At 72.7% G+C, this 18,432-nt stretch carries 17 protein-coding genes; 8 read left to right on the top strand and 9 right to left on the bottom strand.

Annotated features, from left to right (window positions below; all coding sequences use genetic code 11):
* Positions 1-337 precede the first annotated feature (337 nt).
* Complete coding sequence (locus ABT263_RS25690; RefSeq protein WP_352293701.1) at positions 338-739, top strand: metal-sensitive transcriptional regulator; 402 nt, start codon at positions 338-340, stop codon at positions 737-739.
* Positions 740-755: 16 nt separating this feature from the next.
* On the opposite strand, the gene ABT263_RS25685 is transcribed toward ABT263_RS25690, so the two are convergent.
* Together ABT263_RS25685 and ABT263_RS25680 are read right to left on the bottom strand one after the other, a co-directional pair.
* A complete protein-coding gene (locus ABT263_RS25685) occupies positions 756-1,049 on the bottom strand; it encodes a hypothetical protein (protein ID WP_502885864.1) in 294 nt (97 codons plus the stop codon).
* Positions 1,050-1,221: 172 nt separating this feature from the next.
* The gene (locus ABT263_RS25680; RefSeq protein WP_352293698.1) at positions 1,222-2,121 is read right to left on the bottom strand and encodes an SCO4651 family lipoprotein; all 900 of its coding nucleotides are present in this window, start codon (positions 2,119-2,121) and stop codon (positions 1,222-1,224) included.
* A 167-nt stretch (positions 2,122-2,288) separates the two neighbouring features.
* On the opposite strand from ABT263_RS25680, the gene ABT263_RS25675 reads away from it, so the two are divergent.
* A complete protein-coding gene (locus ABT263_RS25675) occupies positions 2,289-2,486 on the top strand; it encodes a hypothetical protein (protein WP_352293727.1) in 198 nt (65 codons plus the stop codon).
* 64 nt (positions 2,487-2,550) lie between these two features.
* Here the strand turns inward: ABT263_RS25675 and ABT263_RS25670 are convergent, their stop codons facing one another.
* Together ABT263_RS25670 and ABT263_RS25665 are read right to left on the bottom strand one after the other, a co-directional pair.
* Entirely contained in the window at positions 2,551-3,261 is a 711-nt protein-coding gene (locus ABT263_RS25670; RefSeq protein ID WP_352293695.1) for a phosphatase PAP2 family protein, read from the bottom strand.
* 193 nt (positions 3,262-3,454) lie between these two features.
* Positions 3,455-4,651 carry a C40 family peptidase gene (locus ABT263_RS25665; protein WP_352293721.1) on the bottom strand — a complete coding sequence of 399 codons (1,197 nt, stop codon included), beginning with the start codon at positions 4,649-4,651 and terminating at the stop codon, positions 3,455-3,457.
* 248 nt (positions 4,652-4,899) lie between these two features.
* On the opposite strand from ABT263_RS25665, the gene ABT263_RS25660 reads away from it, so the two are divergent.
* The 6 genes from ABT263_RS25660 (at position 4,900) to ABT263_RS25635 (ending at position 12,531) form a co-directional block, all read left to right on the top strand.
* Positions 4,900-5,250: a DUF8827 family protein gene (locus ABT263_RS25660; protein ID WP_329489090.1), complete on the top strand. Its 351-nt coding sequence runs from the start codon at positions 4,900-4,902 to the stop codon at positions 5,248-5,250.
* Positions 5,251-5,420: 170 nt separating this feature from the next.
* Complete coding sequence (locus tag ABT263_RS25655) at positions 5,421-6,239, top strand: DUF8175 domain-containg protein (protein ID WP_352293692.1); 819 nt, start codon at positions 5,421-5,423, stop codon at positions 6,237-6,239.
* Positions 6,229-7,545 (top strand): hypothetical protein, encoded by a 1,317-nt coding sequence (locus ABT263_RS25650; protein WP_352293689.1) that lies wholly within the window; start codon positions 6,229-6,231, stop codon positions 7,543-7,545. Before ABT263_RS25655 ends, ABT263_RS25650 begins: the two co-directional genes overlap by 11 nt.
* 7 nt (positions 7,546-7,552) lie before the next feature.
* Positions 7,553-9,127: an SCO6880 family protein gene (locus ABT263_RS25645; protein WP_329489093.1), complete on the top strand. Its 1,575-nt coding sequence runs from the start codon at positions 7,553-7,555 to the stop codon at positions 9,125-9,127.
* Positions 9,128-9,145: 18 nt separating this feature from the next.
* On the top strand, positions 9,146-10,495 hold the full coding sequence (locus ABT263_RS25640) for an ATP-binding protein (protein ID WP_329489094.1): 1,350 nt from the start codon (positions 9,146-9,148) through the stop codon (positions 10,493-10,495).
* 242 nt (positions 10,496-10,737) lie between these two features.
* Positions 10,738-12,531: a bifunctional metallophosphatase/5'-nucleotidase gene (locus ABT263_RS25635; protein WP_380385463.1), complete on the top strand. Its 1,794-nt coding sequence runs from the start codon at positions 10,738-10,740 to the stop codon at positions 12,529-12,531.
* Positions 12,532-12,603: 72 nt separating this feature from the next.
* On the opposite strand, the gene ABT263_RS25630 is transcribed toward ABT263_RS25635, so the two are convergent.
* The 5 genes from ABT263_RS25630 to ABT263_RS25610 all read right to left on the bottom strand — a co-directional run bounded on the left by ABT263_RS25630 (position 12,604) and on the right by ABT263_RS25610 (position 18,186).
* On the bottom strand, positions 12,604-14,115 hold the full coding sequence (locus ABT263_RS25630; RefSeq protein ID WP_352293686.1) for a sensor histidine kinase: 1,512 nt from the start codon (positions 14,113-14,115) through the stop codon (positions 12,604-12,606).
* On the bottom strand, positions 14,112-14,885 hold the full coding sequence (locus ABT263_RS25625; protein WP_329489096.1) for a response regulator transcription factor: 774 nt from the start codon (positions 14,883-14,885) through the stop codon (positions 14,112-14,114). Before ABT263_RS25625 ends, ABT263_RS25630 begins: the two co-directional genes overlap by 4 nt.
* Before the next feature lie 137 nt (positions 14,886-15,022).
* Complete coding sequence (locus tag ABT263_RS25620) at positions 15,023-16,165, bottom strand: S1C family serine protease (RefSeq protein ID WP_352293683.1); 1,143 nt, start codon at positions 16,163-16,165, stop codon at positions 15,023-15,025.
* 106 nt (positions 16,166-16,271) lie between these two features.
* On the bottom strand, positions 16,272-17,330 hold the full coding sequence (locus ABT263_RS25615; protein ID WP_352293680.1) for a LacI family DNA-binding transcriptional regulator: 1,059 nt from the start codon (positions 17,328-17,330) through the stop codon (positions 16,272-16,274).
* A 124-nt stretch (positions 17,331-17,454) separates the two neighbouring features.
* Positions 17,455-18,186, bottom strand: coding sequence for a response regulator transcription factor (locus ABT263_RS25610; protein ID WP_352293677.1), 732 nt, complete (start codon positions 18,184-18,186; stop codon positions 17,455-17,457).
* Between the last annotated feature and the right edge of the window lie 246 nt (positions 18,187-18,432).

Raw genomic sequence — 18,432 nt, 5'->3', positions numbered from 1 at the left:
CCGTTTGGTCGCCGTAGTGGTGCACCCGGCCCGCACACCCATGTGCGGACGTGAGCCCCCAGTCTGACGGAACCTCGCGCGGTTTGCCCCTGTCGTGCGCGCGGAACAGCGGGGTGTGGCCCGGACGGGGGAACCACCCTCCGGGCCGGCCCCGGAGCCCGGCCGGACCCCGCCCGGCGCCGCTCTGGGCCGCTCTGGGGCCGCTCTGGGGCCGCTCCGGGGCCGCTCCGGGGCCGCTCCGGGCCGTGGACCGCGCCGGAGGAACACCACGACCGGCCCCGGTGTTGGACACTGGAGGCCGACGCAGCCACCCAGGCATCCAGACGAAGGCGGGCCGATGACCACGACGGAAGCGCGCACCGACCCGGACCAGGCGCCGGGGGGCGAGCCGCACGGCGCCGCCGGGCCGGCCGCTCCGGAGGCGCCCGCACAGCACGGTGGGCACGGCGGACACGGTCCGCACGGGTACAGCGCCCAGAAGGACGCCCACCTCAAGCGCCTGCGCCGGATCGAGGGCCAGATCCGCGGCCTCCAGCGGATGGTCGACGAGGACGTCTACTGCATCGACGTGCTGACCCAGGTGTCGGCCGGTACCAAGGCCCTGCAGTCCTTCGCGCTGTCCCTGCTGGAGGAGCACCTGCGGCACTGCGTCGCCGCGGCCGCCGAGGAGGGCGGCGCCGAGCTGGACGCCAAGGTGGCGGAGGCCACCGCCGCGATCGGCCGGCTGCTGCGCAGCTAGCCCCTCGGCCGGGCGCCTAGGAGCTGCCCTGGCGGCCGGTTCCGGAGCCCGCCGAGGGCCCGGCTCCGGAGCGGCGGCCGGCGCGTCCGGGCGCCCGCTCCTGGGGCGTCCGGTGCCCCGCCTCCGACGGCCGGTCGGCGGCCGCGGCGCCGTCGGGCCGGTCCAGCAGCAGCACCTCGTCGATCCGTTCCGGCGGGAGCCGGTCGCCGTCGCTGGCCGTGGCGGCGATCATCAGCTCGCCGGCCAGGTCGATCTCGTCGAGGGCCGCGTCCTCGTGGCCGCCGCTGCGGCCGCCCGTGGACGACACCACCTGCACCACCCCTTCAGCGCCTCGCCAGCCCGGGCGGCAGCCACCCGATGTCCAGCCTAGGCACTTCGCAGCCCGTCCACATGGCACGGACGGGCCATCTCGGCGCCGCCGAAACGGGTGGGCCGCGCTGCCCGGGGTGGCCCACCCGATCCGGCGGCGTCCCCGCCGCCGGCTACTTCGGGCTTTCCGTGGGCTTCATCGCGTAGATGTCGGCGGCGGGCGGCTCGGCCGCCTCCACCGGCTTGCCGAAGTCCGACAGCGTGGTGGTCGACGTCACCTTCACCTGGTCCTTCGCCTCCTTGGACCCGGCCACGCCGGCGAAGGTGAAGATCTCGACCACCTTGTGCAGCCGCCCCTGCTCGTCCAGCCAGGCGTCGTACGGGACGTCCTTGACCGTGAAGGTCTGGGAGCCCATCCGCAGGCCGTCCCCGCCCCGGCCGCCGGTCGCGTCCGCGGCCTTGGCGAGGTCCAGGGTGCCCCGGTAGTGCTTCAGCGGGACCCCGTCGACGGTCTCGGTGCCGACCAGGTCCGCCTTCTGCGCCCCGCGCAGCGCACCCGCGGCGGAGGCCGGTTCGGTGGCGCCGCTGCTGACCAGGTTGCCGTCCGGCAGCTGGCGCACGTCGAGCTTGACCCACTTGCCCTCGGGCACCTTGGCGCCGCTGTTCTGCAGGTAGACGGTGCCCGGCAGGACCACCTCGACGATCTTCCCGGTGGTCGCCGCGCCGGGTGGCACCGCGACCTCCAGCCGCCCGATCCGCTTCACGTAGTCGTAGCCGCCGGTGCCGGTGAAGACGGCCTTCTTCTCGGCCGACTCGGTGACCAGTTCGGTCGCGGTGTGCGCGGAGCCCGTCCGGCCGGTGATGTCGGCGGCGCTGCGGACGGCCGTCACCGGGTCGGCGGAGAGCCGGTCGGCGCCCGCCTTCTGGTCGGCCGAGCCGCCGGAGTCGGCGGTGGCGCCCGAGCAGCCGGCCAGCCCGGCGAGCGCGGCAGCGAGCACGGCGGCGCCGGCCGCCGAGCGCAGGTGGGGCAGTGGGCGACCGTGCCGCCGGCCGCTGCGCTGCTGGTCGGTCATCTTCATCCTCGCGACAACCCCCTCGGGCCCCGACTGCCCCGCCGGCCACCACCACCGGGTGGGCAGAGCTCTTTCCGGGCAAACGAGTTGGGCATCGAAGGGTTACGCGGCACCCGGCGCACGGCGGGCGTCGCGCGCCGGGTCCCGGGCGCGTTACCGTGAAGCACGTGCACAGTGAGCTGCCGGCCGAGCCCGGCACCGCCCGGATGCCCGAGCACCGCGTCGAGATCGGCGAGCGCGGTTCCTTCTGCTTCGCGACCTGCGCGTGCGGCTGGTTCTCACCGGCCCGCCGTTCCCGTGACCTGACCAGACGCGAGGCCGCCGACCACCTGGCCGGGACCGGCGCCGGCCGGACGACGGTCTAGCACCGGCCGGACGACGGTCTGGCGCCGGCCGGACGCGGCCCCGTCGGCCTCGGCGGCCCCGCCGCTAGGCCGCGAGGTCGGACTCCGGCGGCTGCTCGCCGGACGTCACGGTGCCGCCCGTCCGCCCCCGTCGGCCGCCGCGCGGGCGGTTGCCGGACTGCGGTGCCCGGATCAGCGGGGCGACGGCGGTGCGGCTCAGCGCGTGGCAGAGCGGGACCAGCACGGCCATCGCGATCGGCGCCAGCAGCAGGACCACCGCGGTGGCGAGCGCGAAGCCGCCGATCACGTCGGTGGGGTAGTGGACGCCCATGTACATCCGGCAGAAGCCCTGCAGCAGCGCGAGGCCGCCGGCGATCCAGCCCAGCCGCCGGTTCACCAGGAACAGGGCGACCGCGATGCCCATCGACATCGTCGAGTGGTCGCTCACGAAGGAGTGGGTGCCCTCCTTGCCCTCCACCAGCACGTCCAGCCCGGAGTGGTCGACGAACGGCCGCGGGCGGTTGACGATGGCGGCGATCGGCAGGTTCGCCAGCTCGGCGAGGGCGACCGCGAGCGGCGCCCAGAGCAGGCCGGCGACGGCCACCGGGGCGTCCGGGCGGCGTCGCGCCTGGAGCCAGCCGACCAGCCCCAGCAGGGCCAGGCCGATCAGGATGCCGTACTCGCCGATCCAGGAGACCGAGTGGTCCAACCACTGCGGGGAGCGCTTGGCCAGGCCGTTGACGGCGTAGAGCAGTCCGAGGTCGGGGTTGGTCGTGTCGGCAAGCGGCGTCGACACGCCGCACCTCCTTCTGGTTCCGCAGCACCTGTTCGATCCGGCCGTGGCCCGCCGTCCCCGCCCTGTTCAGGGAGCTGACGTGGAGCCAACGAACACAACGTCATAACCGGTGCACAGCGTTCCACGGAAACGCGCGGTTATGGAAACTTGACTCAGCGTCCACAGCGCACTCACACCCGGCGGCCCGGAGGGTTCAGCTCTTTGCAGCGTTTTGACCTGCACCTGTCGGGGAGGGGCCGGCCGCGACCGCCCGGCGGGTCGCCGCGGAGCCGGGCGCGCCGAGGGCGGACGGCGGCGCGGGGGCGGCCTGGTTGGCCGGGGCGGCGGGGGCCGACGGGGCCGGGGAGTCCGGGGTGCCCGGGCGGCTGGGGCCGGTGATGCTGCCGTCGGTGTTGCGGACCGGCAGCGCCTCGGCGCCGTCCGAGGTGACCCGGGTGGCGCCGATGTACTCCTTGCTGTCGATCTTGTCGTAGCGGATCACCGCGCCGGTGTGCGGGGCGTTGATCATGTAACCGCCGCCGACGTAGATGCCGACGTGGTGGATGGTGCGCGGGTCGCCCAGGTCGGTCGCCCAGAACACCAGGTCCCCCGGGCGGAGCTGGTCGCGCGAGGGGTGCTGCCCGGCGTACCACTGGTCGTTGGCGACCCGGGGGAGCGTGATGCCCACGCTGGCGTACGCCGCCTGGGTCAGCCCGGAGCAGTCGAACCGCCCGTTCTGCGAGGGCAGGCCCTCGCCGCCCCACAGGTACGGGGTACCGAGCTTGGTCTGGGCGAAGTAGATCGCCCCGGCCGACTGCTGGGAGACGGCCACCGGCGCGGTCGGCGCGGTGAAGCTGCGGGCCATGGCCTGGATGTTCTTCACATAGCCCTGGGTCTCCTTGTACGGCGGGATCCCGCCGTACTTCGTGACCGCGTACGGACCGGCGTTGTAGGCGGCCAGCAGGTTGGCCTGGCGGTCGCCCGGGACCTTGGCGACGTCGTCGGCGAGTGCGCAGTCGAACGTGGCGGCCGAGGCGATCGCGTCCAGCGGGTCCCAGACATCCTTCTTGCCGTCATTGTTGCCGTCCGTGCCGTATGTTCCCCAAGTGGCCGGCATGAACTGCGCCATTCCCTGCGCGCCGACGGGCGATCGGGCGCCGGGGTCAAAGCCGCTTTCCTGGTACAGCTGCGCCGCGAGCATCGGCGGGGAGATCTCCGGGCAGAGCGAGCCCCACTGCTGGATCGGCCCCTGGTAGGCCGCCGGAACGGTGCCCGGGGAGAGCGCGGCGCGATTGGCCGACTGCTGCGGCGCACCACTGGCCGCATACGTCGCAACCGTAACCAGCCCGATGAAGCCGACCGCTACAACTCCCGCAGCGGCGGCGGCCGTACCGGCCTTCCGGAGTACCATCAGCACCATCCCGACGAATCGTCAGTCGAAGTGTCCCGGAAGGCGTTGCTCACCGCAATCATCAGAGATACAAAGAGTGAGCGCTATCCTTCGTACGGTGGACATCCTCGCGTACGTGTCCGGTGCCGCACGACCAATCCGCGAGAAGCAGCCAAGTCGACATCAGATCTGGCCAAGAATAGGTACCGACCCTTCGCGCGGACGGGGTCTGGGCCCTTGAATTTGCCTGATCGGGCGGTGAGATGGAAATGAACCTGAGCAGCGTGGACAGACTCGCGATCGGCCACCTGGCCGAAGACCCTCCTAAGAAGCCGAATATCGACACCATCATCGGCGGGATCGCGCCGGACTGGGGCCCGTTCGCGAGTCTCGGGTCGGAGGCCCGGGTGATGGTCGAGGTCGTCATGGCCGTGGCGATCCTGGCCTGCCTCGGCCTGGCCGTCTGGGGCGCGGCCAAGCAGCGGATCGGTGCGACCGCGATGCGGGACAGCTTCGGTGCCGAACAGGGCAAGGGACTGATCATCGCCGGGCTGACCGGCGTGTTCATCATTGGATCACTTGGCACTCTGTTCACCATTGTGTACGGCATGGCCATCTGACGATCGGAACAGTTCGGGCGCGCGTGGGCGGCACGGCTGTCCGCCCGCCCGGCCGCCGGTTCCGTCGGAGCCCCCGTCGGGAGTCCACCCCACCACCCCTCCCTCCGCGCCCGCCCACGGGCGGAGGGGCCCCCGGAGCCTCCCCGGCTCCCAGCACCAGGAGGGCCGCCGTGCCGTTGTCCGACGACCAGCCGCACACCCGTACGCGGCTGCCGGTCGGCGAACAGCCCTCGTCGCAGCCGACCGCCCGTCAGCCCCGGCCGCTGCGGACCCTGCTGGCCGTCCTGGTGGTCGTGACCCTGCTGGTCGTGGCGATCTCCATCGCCAACCGCGGCAAGGCCGACCCCGGCTCCGGGCCCGCCCGCTCGGCCGACGGCGTCGCCCCCACGGCCGCCTCCGGCGCCGGGCCGGCACCCAGCGGGGACCAGCCCGTCGGCACCACGACCAACGGGATCGCCGGCGGCTTCCCGCACACCGACCAGGGCGCGCAGTCGGCCGCCACCAACTACGCGGTCGCCATCGGCTCGGCCGACATGTTCCGCACCGACAGCCGCCACACCATCGTGGCCACCATCGCCGACCCGTCGGCCGTCACGGCCCTCCAGACGCGCCTGGACCAGGGGTTCGGCGGGGACACCGCGGCCCGCTACGGCCTCGACGCCCAGGGCCGCGCGCCGAAGGGGCTCACCTTCGTCAGCCGCACCGTCCCGGTGGGTGCCAAGCAGGTGGGTTACAGCGACGGCGAGGCCAAGGTCGAGGTCTGGTGCACGGGTCTCACCGGGCTCGCCGGCGAGCGCTCCGTCCAGCCGGTCATGGAGAACTGGTTCACCCTCACCCTGACCCTGCGCTGGGCGGGCAGCGACTGGAAGCTCGCCGACTACGCAAGCCGGCCGGGCCCAGCCCCGATGCCGGGCGACCAGCAGGCCGCCACCGCCGAGGAGATCACCGGCGCCGTCCAGCAGTTCGGGGGTTTCCGCTATGCCCGTTGAGTCCACCCCGCGGCGCCGTGCCGCACGTCCTGTCGCCCCCTCCGCCGTGCGCCCCGGTGCCCGCCGGGCCGGCGCGGTCGCGGGGGCGCTGGCCGCCGTGCAGGTGGCCGCGCTGCTGACGGCGCAGCGGGCCTTCGCGGAGCCGTCGCCGACGGCGACGCCGTCCCCCAGCGCAACTTGTCAGAAGGTCGACCTGCCGATTCCGGGCAGCGATGCGGGCTGTGCTCCGAACGGGGCGGTGGTCATCCCCGGCTCCGGGACCGTCGGGAGTGTCACCGATCCGCTCGGGGCGCTCGCGAAGGGGTGTGCGCAGGCGGCGTCCTGGGTGGTGCGGAAGCTGTCGGGGGCCATCGACGGAACGACGCAGGTGGACTTCACCAACGCGTCGTTCCTGCAGCAGTACGCGGTGGTGTTCGCCGCCTCGACGGTCATCACGCTGGTGCTCTGGCTGCTGGCGGTGACGAAGCGGGCGGTGCGCGGCGCGCCCCTGACGACGGCGATCTCGGAAGCGATCGGCTTCCTGTGGCTGACCGTGGTGGCCTCCGCGTTCACGCCGCTGATCCTGTACACCGTGGTGAGCGCGACCGACGGGCTGACCACGGCGATCGCGGTGGGGACGAAGTCCGACACCGGGACGTACCTGGGCGGGTTCGCGGACACCTTGGAGAAGGGTGACATGGGCGGCGGCCCGCTGATCCTGATCATCGTGTCGCTGGTGGCCGTGCTGGCGGCGGCGGTGCTCTGGGTCGAGCTGCTGATCCGGGCGGCGATGCTGTACGTGGGCGCGCTGCTGGGGACGGCGGTGTACGCGGGGCTGGTCGACAAGCAGCTGTGGAAGCACGTGCGCCGTTGGGCCGGGGTGATGCTGGCGGTGGACCTGGCGAAGCCGATCATCGTGATCATCCTCGGGCTGGCCGGCGCGGTGGCCACCGGCGCCGGGGCCAACGACGACTTCGCCCGGGTGCTGTCCGGCCTGGCGATCCTCTTCCTCTCGATCTTCGCGAGCGCCTCCGTCTACCGTTTCGTGCCGGGCTTCGGTGACGAGATCATGAGCATGCGCCATGCCCGGGCCAGCGCGGTGTCGGCCGGGTCGGCGATGATCAACGGCACGGCGAACCTGGTGAAGCAGGGCATCAGCACGCACGGCGACCGCGGCGCGCAGGGGGGCGGCGGCAGCCCGGGGGTGGGCGGCGGCTCGGTCGCGCCGGGCATCGCCGCCCACGCGACGCGGTCCCCCGCGCCGCCGCCGCAGGCCTCGCCGGCCTCGGCCTCGACCCGCGACAGCAATCCAGCGAAGGGAGGGTGACGGGTAAGTGAGCAGCGAACCACTCGGCCAGTACGGCGCCCAGTACGCCCAGCCGTACGTGCACCAGCGCCGCACCTACCTGATCGGCAAGGCCCGCCCGAACGCGCCGATCGGCCGCAACCGGGAGTCCGGCGAGATCGTCCTGATCATCTTCGGGGCGTTCCTCGGCATGCTCTGGGGTCTGCTGATGCCGATCCTGCCGCTGCGCATCGCGGGTCTGGTCGGTCTGCCCCTGCTGGCGATCGCGGCGGTCTACGTGCCGTACCGGCGCCGGACGTTCTACAAGTGGGTGGAGATCAACCGCACCTACCGCCGGACGGTCCGCAGCGGCCGGGCGGTGTGGAAGTCGGACGTGATGGACGCCGGGACCCGGATGGACGGGCGGGAGGTCGAGGTCGGCCCGCCGCCCGGGGTGGGGCGGCTGCGCTGGCTGGCCGCGCCGTTCGGGCCGGACGAGGTCGGGGTGCTGATGCACCTGGAGCGGCGGACGGTGACGGCCGCGATCGAGATCGAGGGCCCGGGCGTCGGCCTGCGCGACTCGGAGGACCAGGAGGCCCTGGTCGACCGGTTCGGCACGCTGCTGAAGCACGTCGCCAACGGCGACGGCTTCGTGACGCGGCTGCAGATCCTGGCCCGTACGCTGCCGGCGGACCCGGACGCGCACGCCAAGGACGTGGAGCGGCGCGGCGACCACGACGCGCCGGGCTGGCTGAAGGACTCGTACGACCAGCTGCAGTCGATGGTGTCGACCTCCTCCGAGCAGCACCGGGCGTACCTGGTGGCCTGCATGCACTACACCCGTGACCTGGCCGCCGAGGCGCACGCGATGGGCCGGACGGCGACCGGGCGGCGGGCCCGGGACGACGAGGGCCTGGCCGCGGTGATGGCCCGTGAGCTGACGGACATCTGCGCCCGGCTGGCGGAGGCCGACATCCGGGTGCGCCAGCCGCTCGGGCAGGCGCGGCTCTCCTCGCTGCTGCACTCGATGTACGACCCGGACCACCCGATCGACCACATCCAGGCGATGTCCCGGCGCAACGCCTGGCCGGCCGAGCTGGACGCGACGAACCCGCAGTACCTGGAGGCGAAGACCCGCGAGTCGGCGACCCGCGCGCCGTGGTGCCACGCCACCGCGTGGATCAAGGAGTGGCCGCTGACCCCGGTGGGCGTCAACTTCCTGGCGCCGCTGCTGGTGCACACGCCGGACGTGATCCGGACGGTCGCGGTGACGATGGACCTGGAGCCCACCGACGTCGCGATCGAGCGGATGCTCACCGAGAAGACCAACGACGAGGCGGAGGCCAGTCGCGCCGCGAAGATGAACCGGACGGTCGACCCGCGCGACCTGGCCCACACCGGCCGGGTCGACCAGCGCGGTGACGACCTGGCCTCCGGCGCGGCCGGGGTGAACCTGGTCGGCTACATCACCGTCTCCTCGCGCAACCCGGAGGCGCTGGCCCGCGACAAGCGGACCATCCGTGCCTCGGCCGGCAAGAGCTACCTCAAGCTGGAGTGGTGCGACCGCGAGCACCACCGGGCGTTCGTCAACACCCTGCCGTTCGCCACCGGCATCCGCCGCTGATCCACCTGGAGGCCCCGCATGGCGATCGGCAACCTCACCGACGCGTTCACCAGCCTGATGTTCGGCAAGGTGGAGACCACCCGGCTGCCGGTGCGCACCTCCACCGGCCAGGCGCAGGCGGTCTACCTGCCCACCGCCGCGCCGGGGCTGGGCGACTCCGGCGTGATCATCGGCCGCGAGGTGTACAGCGGCAAGGGCTACGTCTATGACCCCTTCCAGCTGTACGGGCAGCAGCTGCCGGCGCCGCACTGGCTGGTGCTCGGGGAGTCGGGCAACGGCAAGTCCGCGCTGGAGAAGACGTACGTGCTGCGCCAGCTGCGGTTCCGCGACCGGCAGGTGGTGGTGCTGGACGCGCAGGGCGAGGACGGCGTCGGCGAGTGGAACCTGATCGCCAACGCGCTGGGCATAAAGTCGATCCGGCTCGACCCGATGGCGGCCCGGGACGGCGGGGTGAAGCTCAACCCGCTGGACCCGGCGATCACCCAGACCGGCCAGCTGTCGCTGCTGCGCACCATCGTCGAGGTGGCGATGGGGCGCGGGCTGGAGGAGCGGGCGGGGTTCGCGCTGAAGGCGGCGCACGCCCATGTGATCGCCTCGGTGACCGACCGGCAGCCGGTGCTGGACGACATCATCGACACCCTGCGCAGCCCCGAGCTGGCCTCGGTGGAGTCGCTCGGGGTCGGGGTGGACGAGGTGCAGTCCTGGGGTCTGGACGTGGCCCTGGTGCTGGACCGGCTGGTCGACGGTGACCTGCGCGGCATGTTCGACGGGCCGACCACCGACGGCATCGACCTGGACGCGCCGCTGATCGTGTTCGACCTGTCGCACATCGACCGGAACTCGATCGCGATGCCGATCCTGATGGCGATCGTCGGCGTCTGGCTGGAGCACACCTGGATCAGGCCGGACCGGCGCAAGCGGATCTTCCTGGTGGAAGAGGCCTGGCACATCATCAACAGCCCCTTCGTCGCCCAGCTGTTCCAGCGGCTGCTGAAGTTCGGGCGCCGGCTCGGTCTCTCCTTCGTGGCGGTGGTGCACCACCTGTCCGACGTGGTGGACGGCGCGGCCGCCAAGGAGGCCTCGGCGATCCTCAAGATGGCCTCCACCCGGACGATCTACATGCAGAAGGCCGAGGAGGCGAGAGCCACCGGCCGGGTGCTGGGTCTGCCGCGCTGGGCGGTTGAGATCATCCCCACACTCTCGCCCGGCATCGCGGTCTGGGACGTCAACGGCAACGTCCAGGTGGTGAAGCACATCATCACCGAGGCCGAGCGGCCATTGGTCTACACCGACCGCGCGATGACGGAGGACACGGTCGCCGAGCGGACCCGTGCAGAGCGCCAGTTGGCGTCCGAACCAGGTCTCTGAACCCCGCTCCGGCGTGCGCCGGAGCCCTCGCCGCGTCAGTCCGGTCCGGCTCCGGGCCGCTTCGGCGCGCCCGTCCGGCGGCCCGCCGTGCGGCGACGGTTCGTCAGCAGGTAACCCTGTCGTTACGTCCAGGGTCCTGACAGCTACGCGCGTTGACTCTAGGCTGCACTGGCGCAACGCCTCCCGTCGCCCGTCCACGCATGTCGACCGCCGGGCGCTCTCTCAAGGTGCAGGGGACCTTCATGCTCACCGTCAGATCCCGACGTGCCGTTCTGGCCGCCGTCGCCGCGGCCGGCCTCGTCGGCACCGTGGCCATGCCGACCGCCGCCCAGGCCGCGGACGCCAAGCGTCACAAGACCGTCAACCTCCAGCTGCTGGCGATCAACGATTTCCACGGCAACCTGGAGCCCCCGGCCGGTTCGTCCGGCACCATCCGGGAGATCGACCCGGCGACCGGTCAGCCGGTCAGCACCCCGGCCGGCGGCATCGAGTACCTGGCCACCGCGCTGCGCCAGGCCCGGATCCCGGCGGACGACTCGATCACCGTCGCCGCCGGTGACATCGTCGGAGCCTCCCCGCTGACCTCGGCGCTCTTCCACGACGAGCCGACCATCGAGGCGATGGACAAGCTCGGCCTGGACGTCACGGCGGTCGGCAACCACGAGTTCGACGAGGGCTCCAAGGAGCTCATCCGCCTCCAGGACGGCGGCTGCCACCCGGTGGACGGCTGCTACGAGGAGGGGCGCAAGTTCAAGGGCGCCAACTTCAACTACCTGGCCGCCAACGTCACCAACGAGAAGACCGGCAAGCCGATCCTGGCCCCGTACTGGGTGACCAGGTCGCAGGGCGTCAAGGTCGGCTTCATCGGCGCGACCCTGGAGGGCACGCCGAACATCGTCACCGCCGAGGGCGTCAAGGGCCTGAAGTTCGGCGACGAGGTCGACACGATCAACAAGTACGCGGCCGAGCTGAAGAAGCAGGGCGTGAACTCGATCGTCGCCCTGATCCACGAGGGCGGGCTGCCGGCCAGCAGCACCTACAACTACGACTGCGGCGCCGCCGGTGAGGGCATCTCCGGCCCGATCGTCGACATCGCCAAGAACCTGGACCCGGCGATCGGCGCCATCGTCACCGGTCACACCCACAACGCCTACGCCTGCACCATCCCCGACCCGCAGGGCGTGCCGCGCTCGGTGACCAGCGCCGCCTCGTTCGGCCGGCTCTACACCGAGATCGACCTGAAGCTCGACAAGACCACGGGCACCATCGTGCGCCCCTCGGTCAAGGCCGAGAACCACATCGTGCGCCGCACGGTCGAGAAGGCCCCGGACATGACGGCGCTGATCGACCACTACTCCAAGCTGGCCGCGCCGATCGCCAACCGCCCGCTGGGCTACATCGCCTCGGACATCAACGGCCGCGGCAACAGCGACCTGGAGAAGCCGCTCGGTGACGTGATCGCCGACGCCCAGCTGGCCGGCCTGGCGCCCGCCGACAAGGGCGGCGCGCAGCTCGCCTTCATGAACCCCGGCGGCATCCGCTCGGACCTGGTCTACAAGGCGAGTGGGGCCGAGGGCGACGGCGTGGTGACCTACGGCGAGGCGTTCACCGTCCAGCCGTTCACCAACATGATGCAGGTCAAGACGCTGACCGGCGCCCAGCTGGTCCAGCTGCTCCAGCAGCAGGTGAGCGGTGCCAACGCGGCCTCGCCGAAGGTCCTGCAGTCCTCCAAGGGCCTGACCTACACCCTGGACATGCGCAAGGCCGGTGCGGACCGGGTGCTCGTGGACTCGATCCGGCTGAACGGTGCGGCGATCGACCCGGCCGCCAAGTACCGCGTCGCGGCCAACGAGTTCCTGGCCGGCGGCGGCGACGGCTTCCCGGCCTTCGCGGCCGGCACCGACAAGCTGGTCGGCGCCTCCGACCTGGACGTCTTCGCCGCCTACCTCGGTGCCAACAGCTCGGCGGCCGCGCCGCTGAAGGCGCCGGCGCAGGACCGCATCAAGGTCATCGGCCCGGGCGTCGACAACGACTGACCGGAGCCGACGGAGGAACGGGCGGGGCGCTGTCGGGGCGCCCCGCCCGTTCCGTCCGTCCGGGCCCGGCCGCTAGCCGGCCGAGGGGCCGCCCGGCAGCCGGACGGTGGCCAGGGCGCCCGGGCCCCCGTCGTGCGCCGGGCCGAGCGACACCTCGCCGCCCGCCTCCCGCACGCTCTGCGCGACGATCGACAGCCCCAGGCCGGACCCGGGGAGCTGGCGCGAGGACGGCGAGCGCCAGAAGCGGTCGAAGACGTACGGCAGCTCGTCCGACGGGATCCCGGGGCCGTGGTCCCGGACGGTCAGCACGCCCTGGTGGAGCCGGACGTCGATCGCGGCGCCGGGCGGGCTGTACTTGACCGCGTTGTCCAGCAGGTTGATCACGGCGCGCTCCAGCGCGGCGGCGTCGCCCTGGACGAACCACGGCTCGACGTCGGTCTCGAAGACCAGCCCCGGACCGCGCAGCTTCGCCCGGGCGACGGCCCGGTCGGCGAGCTCGTGCAGGGCGACCACCGCCAGGATCCGGCCCGGTTTCGGCGTGTCGGGGCGGGAGAGCTGGAGCAGGTCGCCGATCAGGACGGTGAGCTCCTGCATCTGCGCCTTCATGTTGCCGAGCAGCTTGGTCCTGGTCGCGGCGGGCAGCGGACGGCCGGTGTCGTCGCTGCGGATCATCAGGTCGACGTTGGTGCGCAGTGAGGTGAGCGGGGTGCGGAGCTCGTGCCCGGCGTCGGCGATCAGCCGCGTCTGGCGGTCGCGGGAGTTGGCGAGCGCGGTGCTCATCGAGTTGAACGAGGCGGAGAGCCGGGCGATCTCGTCGCTGCCGTGCACGGGGATCGTGCTGCCGACCTCCTCGGTGCGGGCGATGTGCTCGACCACGTCGGTGAGCCGGTCGACGGGCTTGAGCGCCGAGCGGGCCACGAACCGGCCGGCGACCCCGGCGAGGATGATGCCGCCGAGGGCCACGCCCCCGAGGATCAGGGCGAGGTTCTGCAGGGACTCCTCGGTCGACTTGGTCGGGGAGGCGACCATGATGAGCACGGAGGAGTGGTTGGTGGCGACGGCTGTGGTGATCTTGACCGTGGCGGGATCACCGTTGGTGAAGCGGCCGTCGCGGATGATCGACTGATTCGGCTTCAGCGCGAACGCCCGGGCGTCCTCCGGCTGGATCACGATCGCCCTGGTGGCACTCGCCGGCAGGGTGACGCAGGCCGGGTCGGCCCAGACGAACTGGGTGTCCCGGGCGGCGGGGCCACCGCCCGGAGGCTCCGGCAGGGTCCCGGCCTCCTTGGCCTGCTGGACCATCTTCAGGGCGGCTTCCGGGGTCGTGGCGCACGGAAGGCTCAGCGGGGCCGCGCGGGGAGGCGGCACGTTCTGCAGGTCGTTGCGGACCTGCCCGTACAGCTGCTTCTCCACGATGAACCAGCAGGCCAGCGCCGACAGGGCGATCGCCACCGCCACCGCCGCCGCCGTCAGGAAGGTGAGCCGGCGGCGCAGGGACTGGGCGCGGTACCAGCGGGCGAGCCGCTGCCGGCGGTGGACGCGGGGCGGTAGCAGGGGCGGGGGCGGGGTGGCGGTGTCGCTCACGCCGTGGTGCCGGCGGCCGGGCGGAGGGCGTAGCCGACGCCGCGTACGGTCTGGATGATCCGGGGCATGCCGCCCTGCTCGGTCTTGCGGCGCAGGTACATCACGTAGACGTCCAGGGAGTTGGAGGAGGGCTCGAAGTCGAAGCCCCAGACCGCCTTGAGGATCTGCTCGCGGGTGAGCACCTGGCGGGGGTGCGAGAGGAACATCTCCAGCAGCATGAACTCGGTGCGGGTCAGCTCGACCGGCCTGCCGGCCCGGGTGACCTCGCGGGTGGCGGTGTTCATCCGGAGGTCGGCGAAGGCCAGGACCTCGCTGTCGTCCTCGACGGCCGCGGCGCGGGCGGCGGCCTCGGTGGCGAGGGCGTTGCGGCGGAGCAGGGCGCGGACCCGGGCGAGCAGCTCGTCGAGTTCGAAGGGCTTGGCGAGGTAGTCGTCGGCGCCGACGTCCAGGCCGGTGACCCGGTCGCCGACGGCGTCGCGGGCGGTGAGCATCAGGACCGGGACGGTGTCGCCGCGCGAGCGCATCCGGCGGACGGCGGTGAGGCCGTCCATCCGGGGCATCATGATGTCCAGCAGGACGAGGTCGGGCTTCTCCCGTTCGACGGTCTCCAGCGCCTCGTAGCCGTCGGTGGCGGTGGCGACCTCGTAGCCCTCGAAGGCGAGGCTGCTCTCCAGTGCGTCCCGGAGGGCGGGTTCGTCGTCGACCACGAGGAGCCGGGCGGAGGCCGGTCCGGGCTCGGCGGGGGTGCGGTCGTCGGCGGCCGGGGTCATGGGCGGTTGCCCTTTCTCGTCGTCTCTCCTCGGCGGAGAGCCTGTCGGGAGCCTGCTGGGGTGCTGCTCGGGTGCTGCGGGAACTGCCGGGGGCGCTGCTCGGGTGCTGAGGTGACCTGCTCGGAGTAATTGTCCGTCTAGATGTTCTGCCCGGCCTGCAGCTCGGGCAGCACCTGCTTGATGTCGTTGATCGGGATGGCGAACCCGAGGCCGACGCTGCCGGCGGTGCCGCCGCCGGCCGTGGAGCTGGAGCCGCCGGCCGAGTACATCGCCGAGTTGATGCCGATGACCTGGCCGTTCGCGTTGATCAGCGGGCCGCCGGAGTTGCCGGGGTTGAGCGCGGCGTCGGTCTGGAAGGCCTTGTAGGTCGCGGTCTCACCGCTGTTCTGCTGCGGGGTGCTGCCGCGCAGACCGGGCAGGTTCGGGAAGCCGAAGCCGCCGTTGCCGCTGGTGGTGCCCTCGTCGACCTGGACGGTGACCTCGCGGTTCTCGGCGCTGATGATGCCGGAGGTGACGGTGCCGGTGAGGCCCTCCGGGTTGCCGATGGCGACGACCGCGTCACCGACCCCGACGGTGGAGGAGTCGCCGAGGGTGGCGGGGCTGAGGTTCTTGGCGCCGCTCGCGGTGATCACGGCGGCGTCCAGCGACTTGTCGGTGCCGGTGACGGTGGCCTTGGCGGTGGAGCCGTCCTTGAAGGTGACGGTGACCTGGCCGCCGTCGGAGGCGCCGGAGACGACGTGGTAGTTGGTGAGGATCCGGCCGTCCTTGTCGAGCACCACGCCGGTGCCGGTGGCGGTGCCGTTCGCGGTCTTCACGGTGATCTGGACGACGCTCGGCGAGACGGCCGAGGCGATCGCGGCGACGTCGGCGCTGCCGTCCGAGCGGGCGGAGACCGGGCTGGCGATGGTGCCGGTGCGGGTGGCCGAGCCGTGTTCCTGGGCGGCGACCACACCGCCGGTCACCCCGCCGAGGACGGCGGCGATCGCCGCGACGGCGGTGACCAGCGCGACCCGGCCGCGCAGGAGGCCGCGCCTGCCCCGGCCGCCGTGCCCGCCGTGGGACGTCGGTCCGTCGGCGGCCGGGGGCGCCGACGGCATCGGCGGGGCCGCGGGCGGGGGAGGGGGCGGGGTGCCGACCGAGGGGTGACCGGCGGCGGGGTACCCGGTGGTCGTGCTGTCGAGGACGGTGCCCCGGACGACCTGGCCCTCGGCGGGGTGCGGGTGTCCGTGCGGGGCCCGGTACGGGTCGTACTGCTCGCTGCCGTGCTGCTGATCGCTCATGCCGACCAACGTCCGCCCGCCGGATGAGGATCCGATGAGAACGGGGTCAGAAGCCCCCGAGAAGCCCGTTGACTTCTCATAAAGCCTGGTCAGGCCGGGACCGCCGCTAGGACGGCCGAGTCTCCTGCGGCGCGCTCGGCTGGCAGCCGCAGGAACGGCGGATGACCAGGCGCGACGGGAACTTCCGGACCCGCTCGGTGTCCGAGCCGGGCACCATCAGCGAGTCGTCGAGGACGAGGTCCACCGCGGCCCGGGCCATCGCGTCGCGGTCGGAGGCGACGGTGGTCAGCGGCGGGTCGGCGAAGGCGGCCTCGGGCACGTCGTCGAAGCCGGCCACCGCGAGGTCCTCCGGGACCCGCAGGCCGAGCTCGCGGGCGGCCCGCAGCACGCCGATCGCCTGGTCGTCGGTGGAGCAGAAGACGGCGGGCGGCCGCTCGGCCGAGCCCAGCAGGCCGAGCGCGACCTCGTAGGCGCCGTAGCGGTGGAAGGGCGCGTCGATCAGGTGCGGTTCGGTGGGCAGGCCGTGGGCGTCCATGGCGCGCTGCCAGCCCTCGACGTGGTCGATGACCGGGTCGCCGGGGGCGGGGGACTCGACCGGGCCGCCGAAGCAGGCCACGTACGGGTGCCCGTGCTCCTCCAGCAGGTGGCGGACGACGGCCTCGGCGCCGGCCACGTCGTCGGTGACCACCGCGACGTCGTCGATCGCCTCGGGCCGGCGGTGCAGGAGCACCACCTTGGCGCCCTCCATCGCGGCGAACTCCTCGGCCGCCCGCTGCGAGGGGCCCTGGCTGACCAGGATCAGGCCGGAGACCCGCATGCCGAGGAAGGCGCGGACGTAGTGCACCTCGCGGTCGTCCACGTAGTCGGAGTTGCCGATCAGGACGAGCTTGCCGCGCTCGGAGGCGGCGCGTTCCACGGCGTGCGCCATCTCGGCGAAGAACGGCTGGCGGGCGTCGGGGACGACCATGCCGATCAGGTTGGTGCGGCGGGAGGCCATCGCCTGGGCGACGCTGTTCGGCCGGTAGCCGAGCTGCTCGATCGCCGCGAGCACCTTCTCCTTGGTCGCGGGCGCGACCGGGCGCGGCCCGTTGTTGATGACGTAGCTGACGACCGCGGTCGAGGTACCAGCCAGTCGGGCTACATCGTCGCGCGTCACTTTGGCCACGGGAGGAGTCTACGCGTGTGGCGTCCGCCCGGGCAGTGGTAGCTCGGCTGCTCGGCGGATGCCGGCAGGACAGCGCGGGGCGAATCCGGACAGGCCGGGCGGCGGTCGGCCGCCCGGCCGGCGGTCAGGCCTCCAGCGAGGCCGAGGAGCGCTGCGCGAGGTCCGGCCGTTCGCCCTTGTCCGGCTTCTCCGGGACGACGAAGCGGTAGCCGACGTTGCGCACGGTGCCGATCAGCTGCTCGTTCTCGACGCCGAGCTTGGCCCGCAGGCGCCGGACGTGGACGTCGACCGTCCGGGTGCCGCCGAAGTAGTCGTAGCCCCAGACCTCCTGGAGCAGCTGCGCCCGGGTGAAGACCCGGCCGGGGTGCTGCGCGAGGTACTTGAGCAGCTCGAACTCCTTGAAGGTGAGGTCGAGCACCCGGCCCTTGAGCTTGGCGGAGTAGGTGGCCTCGTCGACCGAGAGGTCGCCGTTGCGGATCTCCATCGGGCTGTCGTCGGTGGTCACCTGGAGGCGGCCGAGGGCGAGCCGCAGCCGGGCCTCCACCTCGGCGGGGCCGGCGGTGTCCAGCAGGACGTCGTCGATGCCCCACTCCGCGGTGACGGCGGTCAGGCCGCCCTCGGTGACCACCAGGATCAGCGGTGAGCCGATGCCGGTGGAGCGGAGCAGCTGGCAGAGGCTGCGGATCTGCGGCAGGTCCCGCCGGCCGTCGACCAGGATGACGTCCGCGCTGGGGGTGTCCACCAGGGCGGAGCCCTCGGCGGGCGCCACCCGGACGTTGTGGAGCAGCAGGCCGAGGGCCGGCAGTACCTCCGCGGAGGGCTGCAGCGCGTTGGTGAGGAGGAGCAGAGAACTCATACCCGGTAGTCCCCTTTCCGGGTCGTCGCGGTCGCGTGACGGCTGCCGCCACAGCCGGTTGGCGCACGTGCGAGGAGGTGTCGCGCGCGGGCCCCGGGTGGGGCGGCGGCGGGCGACGCGAGGGAGGTGGGGGAGGAGGCCAGGCGTCCACCGGAGGATTCACCGGCGTGCACGGCAGAACGAGGCGTGCGTCGGAGGTCCCGCAACCCCTGGTGCACCGTTTCTGCCCTGCCCATCCCGTGAACC

The organism is Kitasatospora sp. NPDC001603 (assembly GCF_040298365.1).
GTDB lineage: Bacteria > Actinomycetota > Actinomycetes > Streptomycetales > Streptomycetaceae > Kitasatospora.
This window is presented reverse-complemented; position numbering and strand designations above follow the sequence as displayed.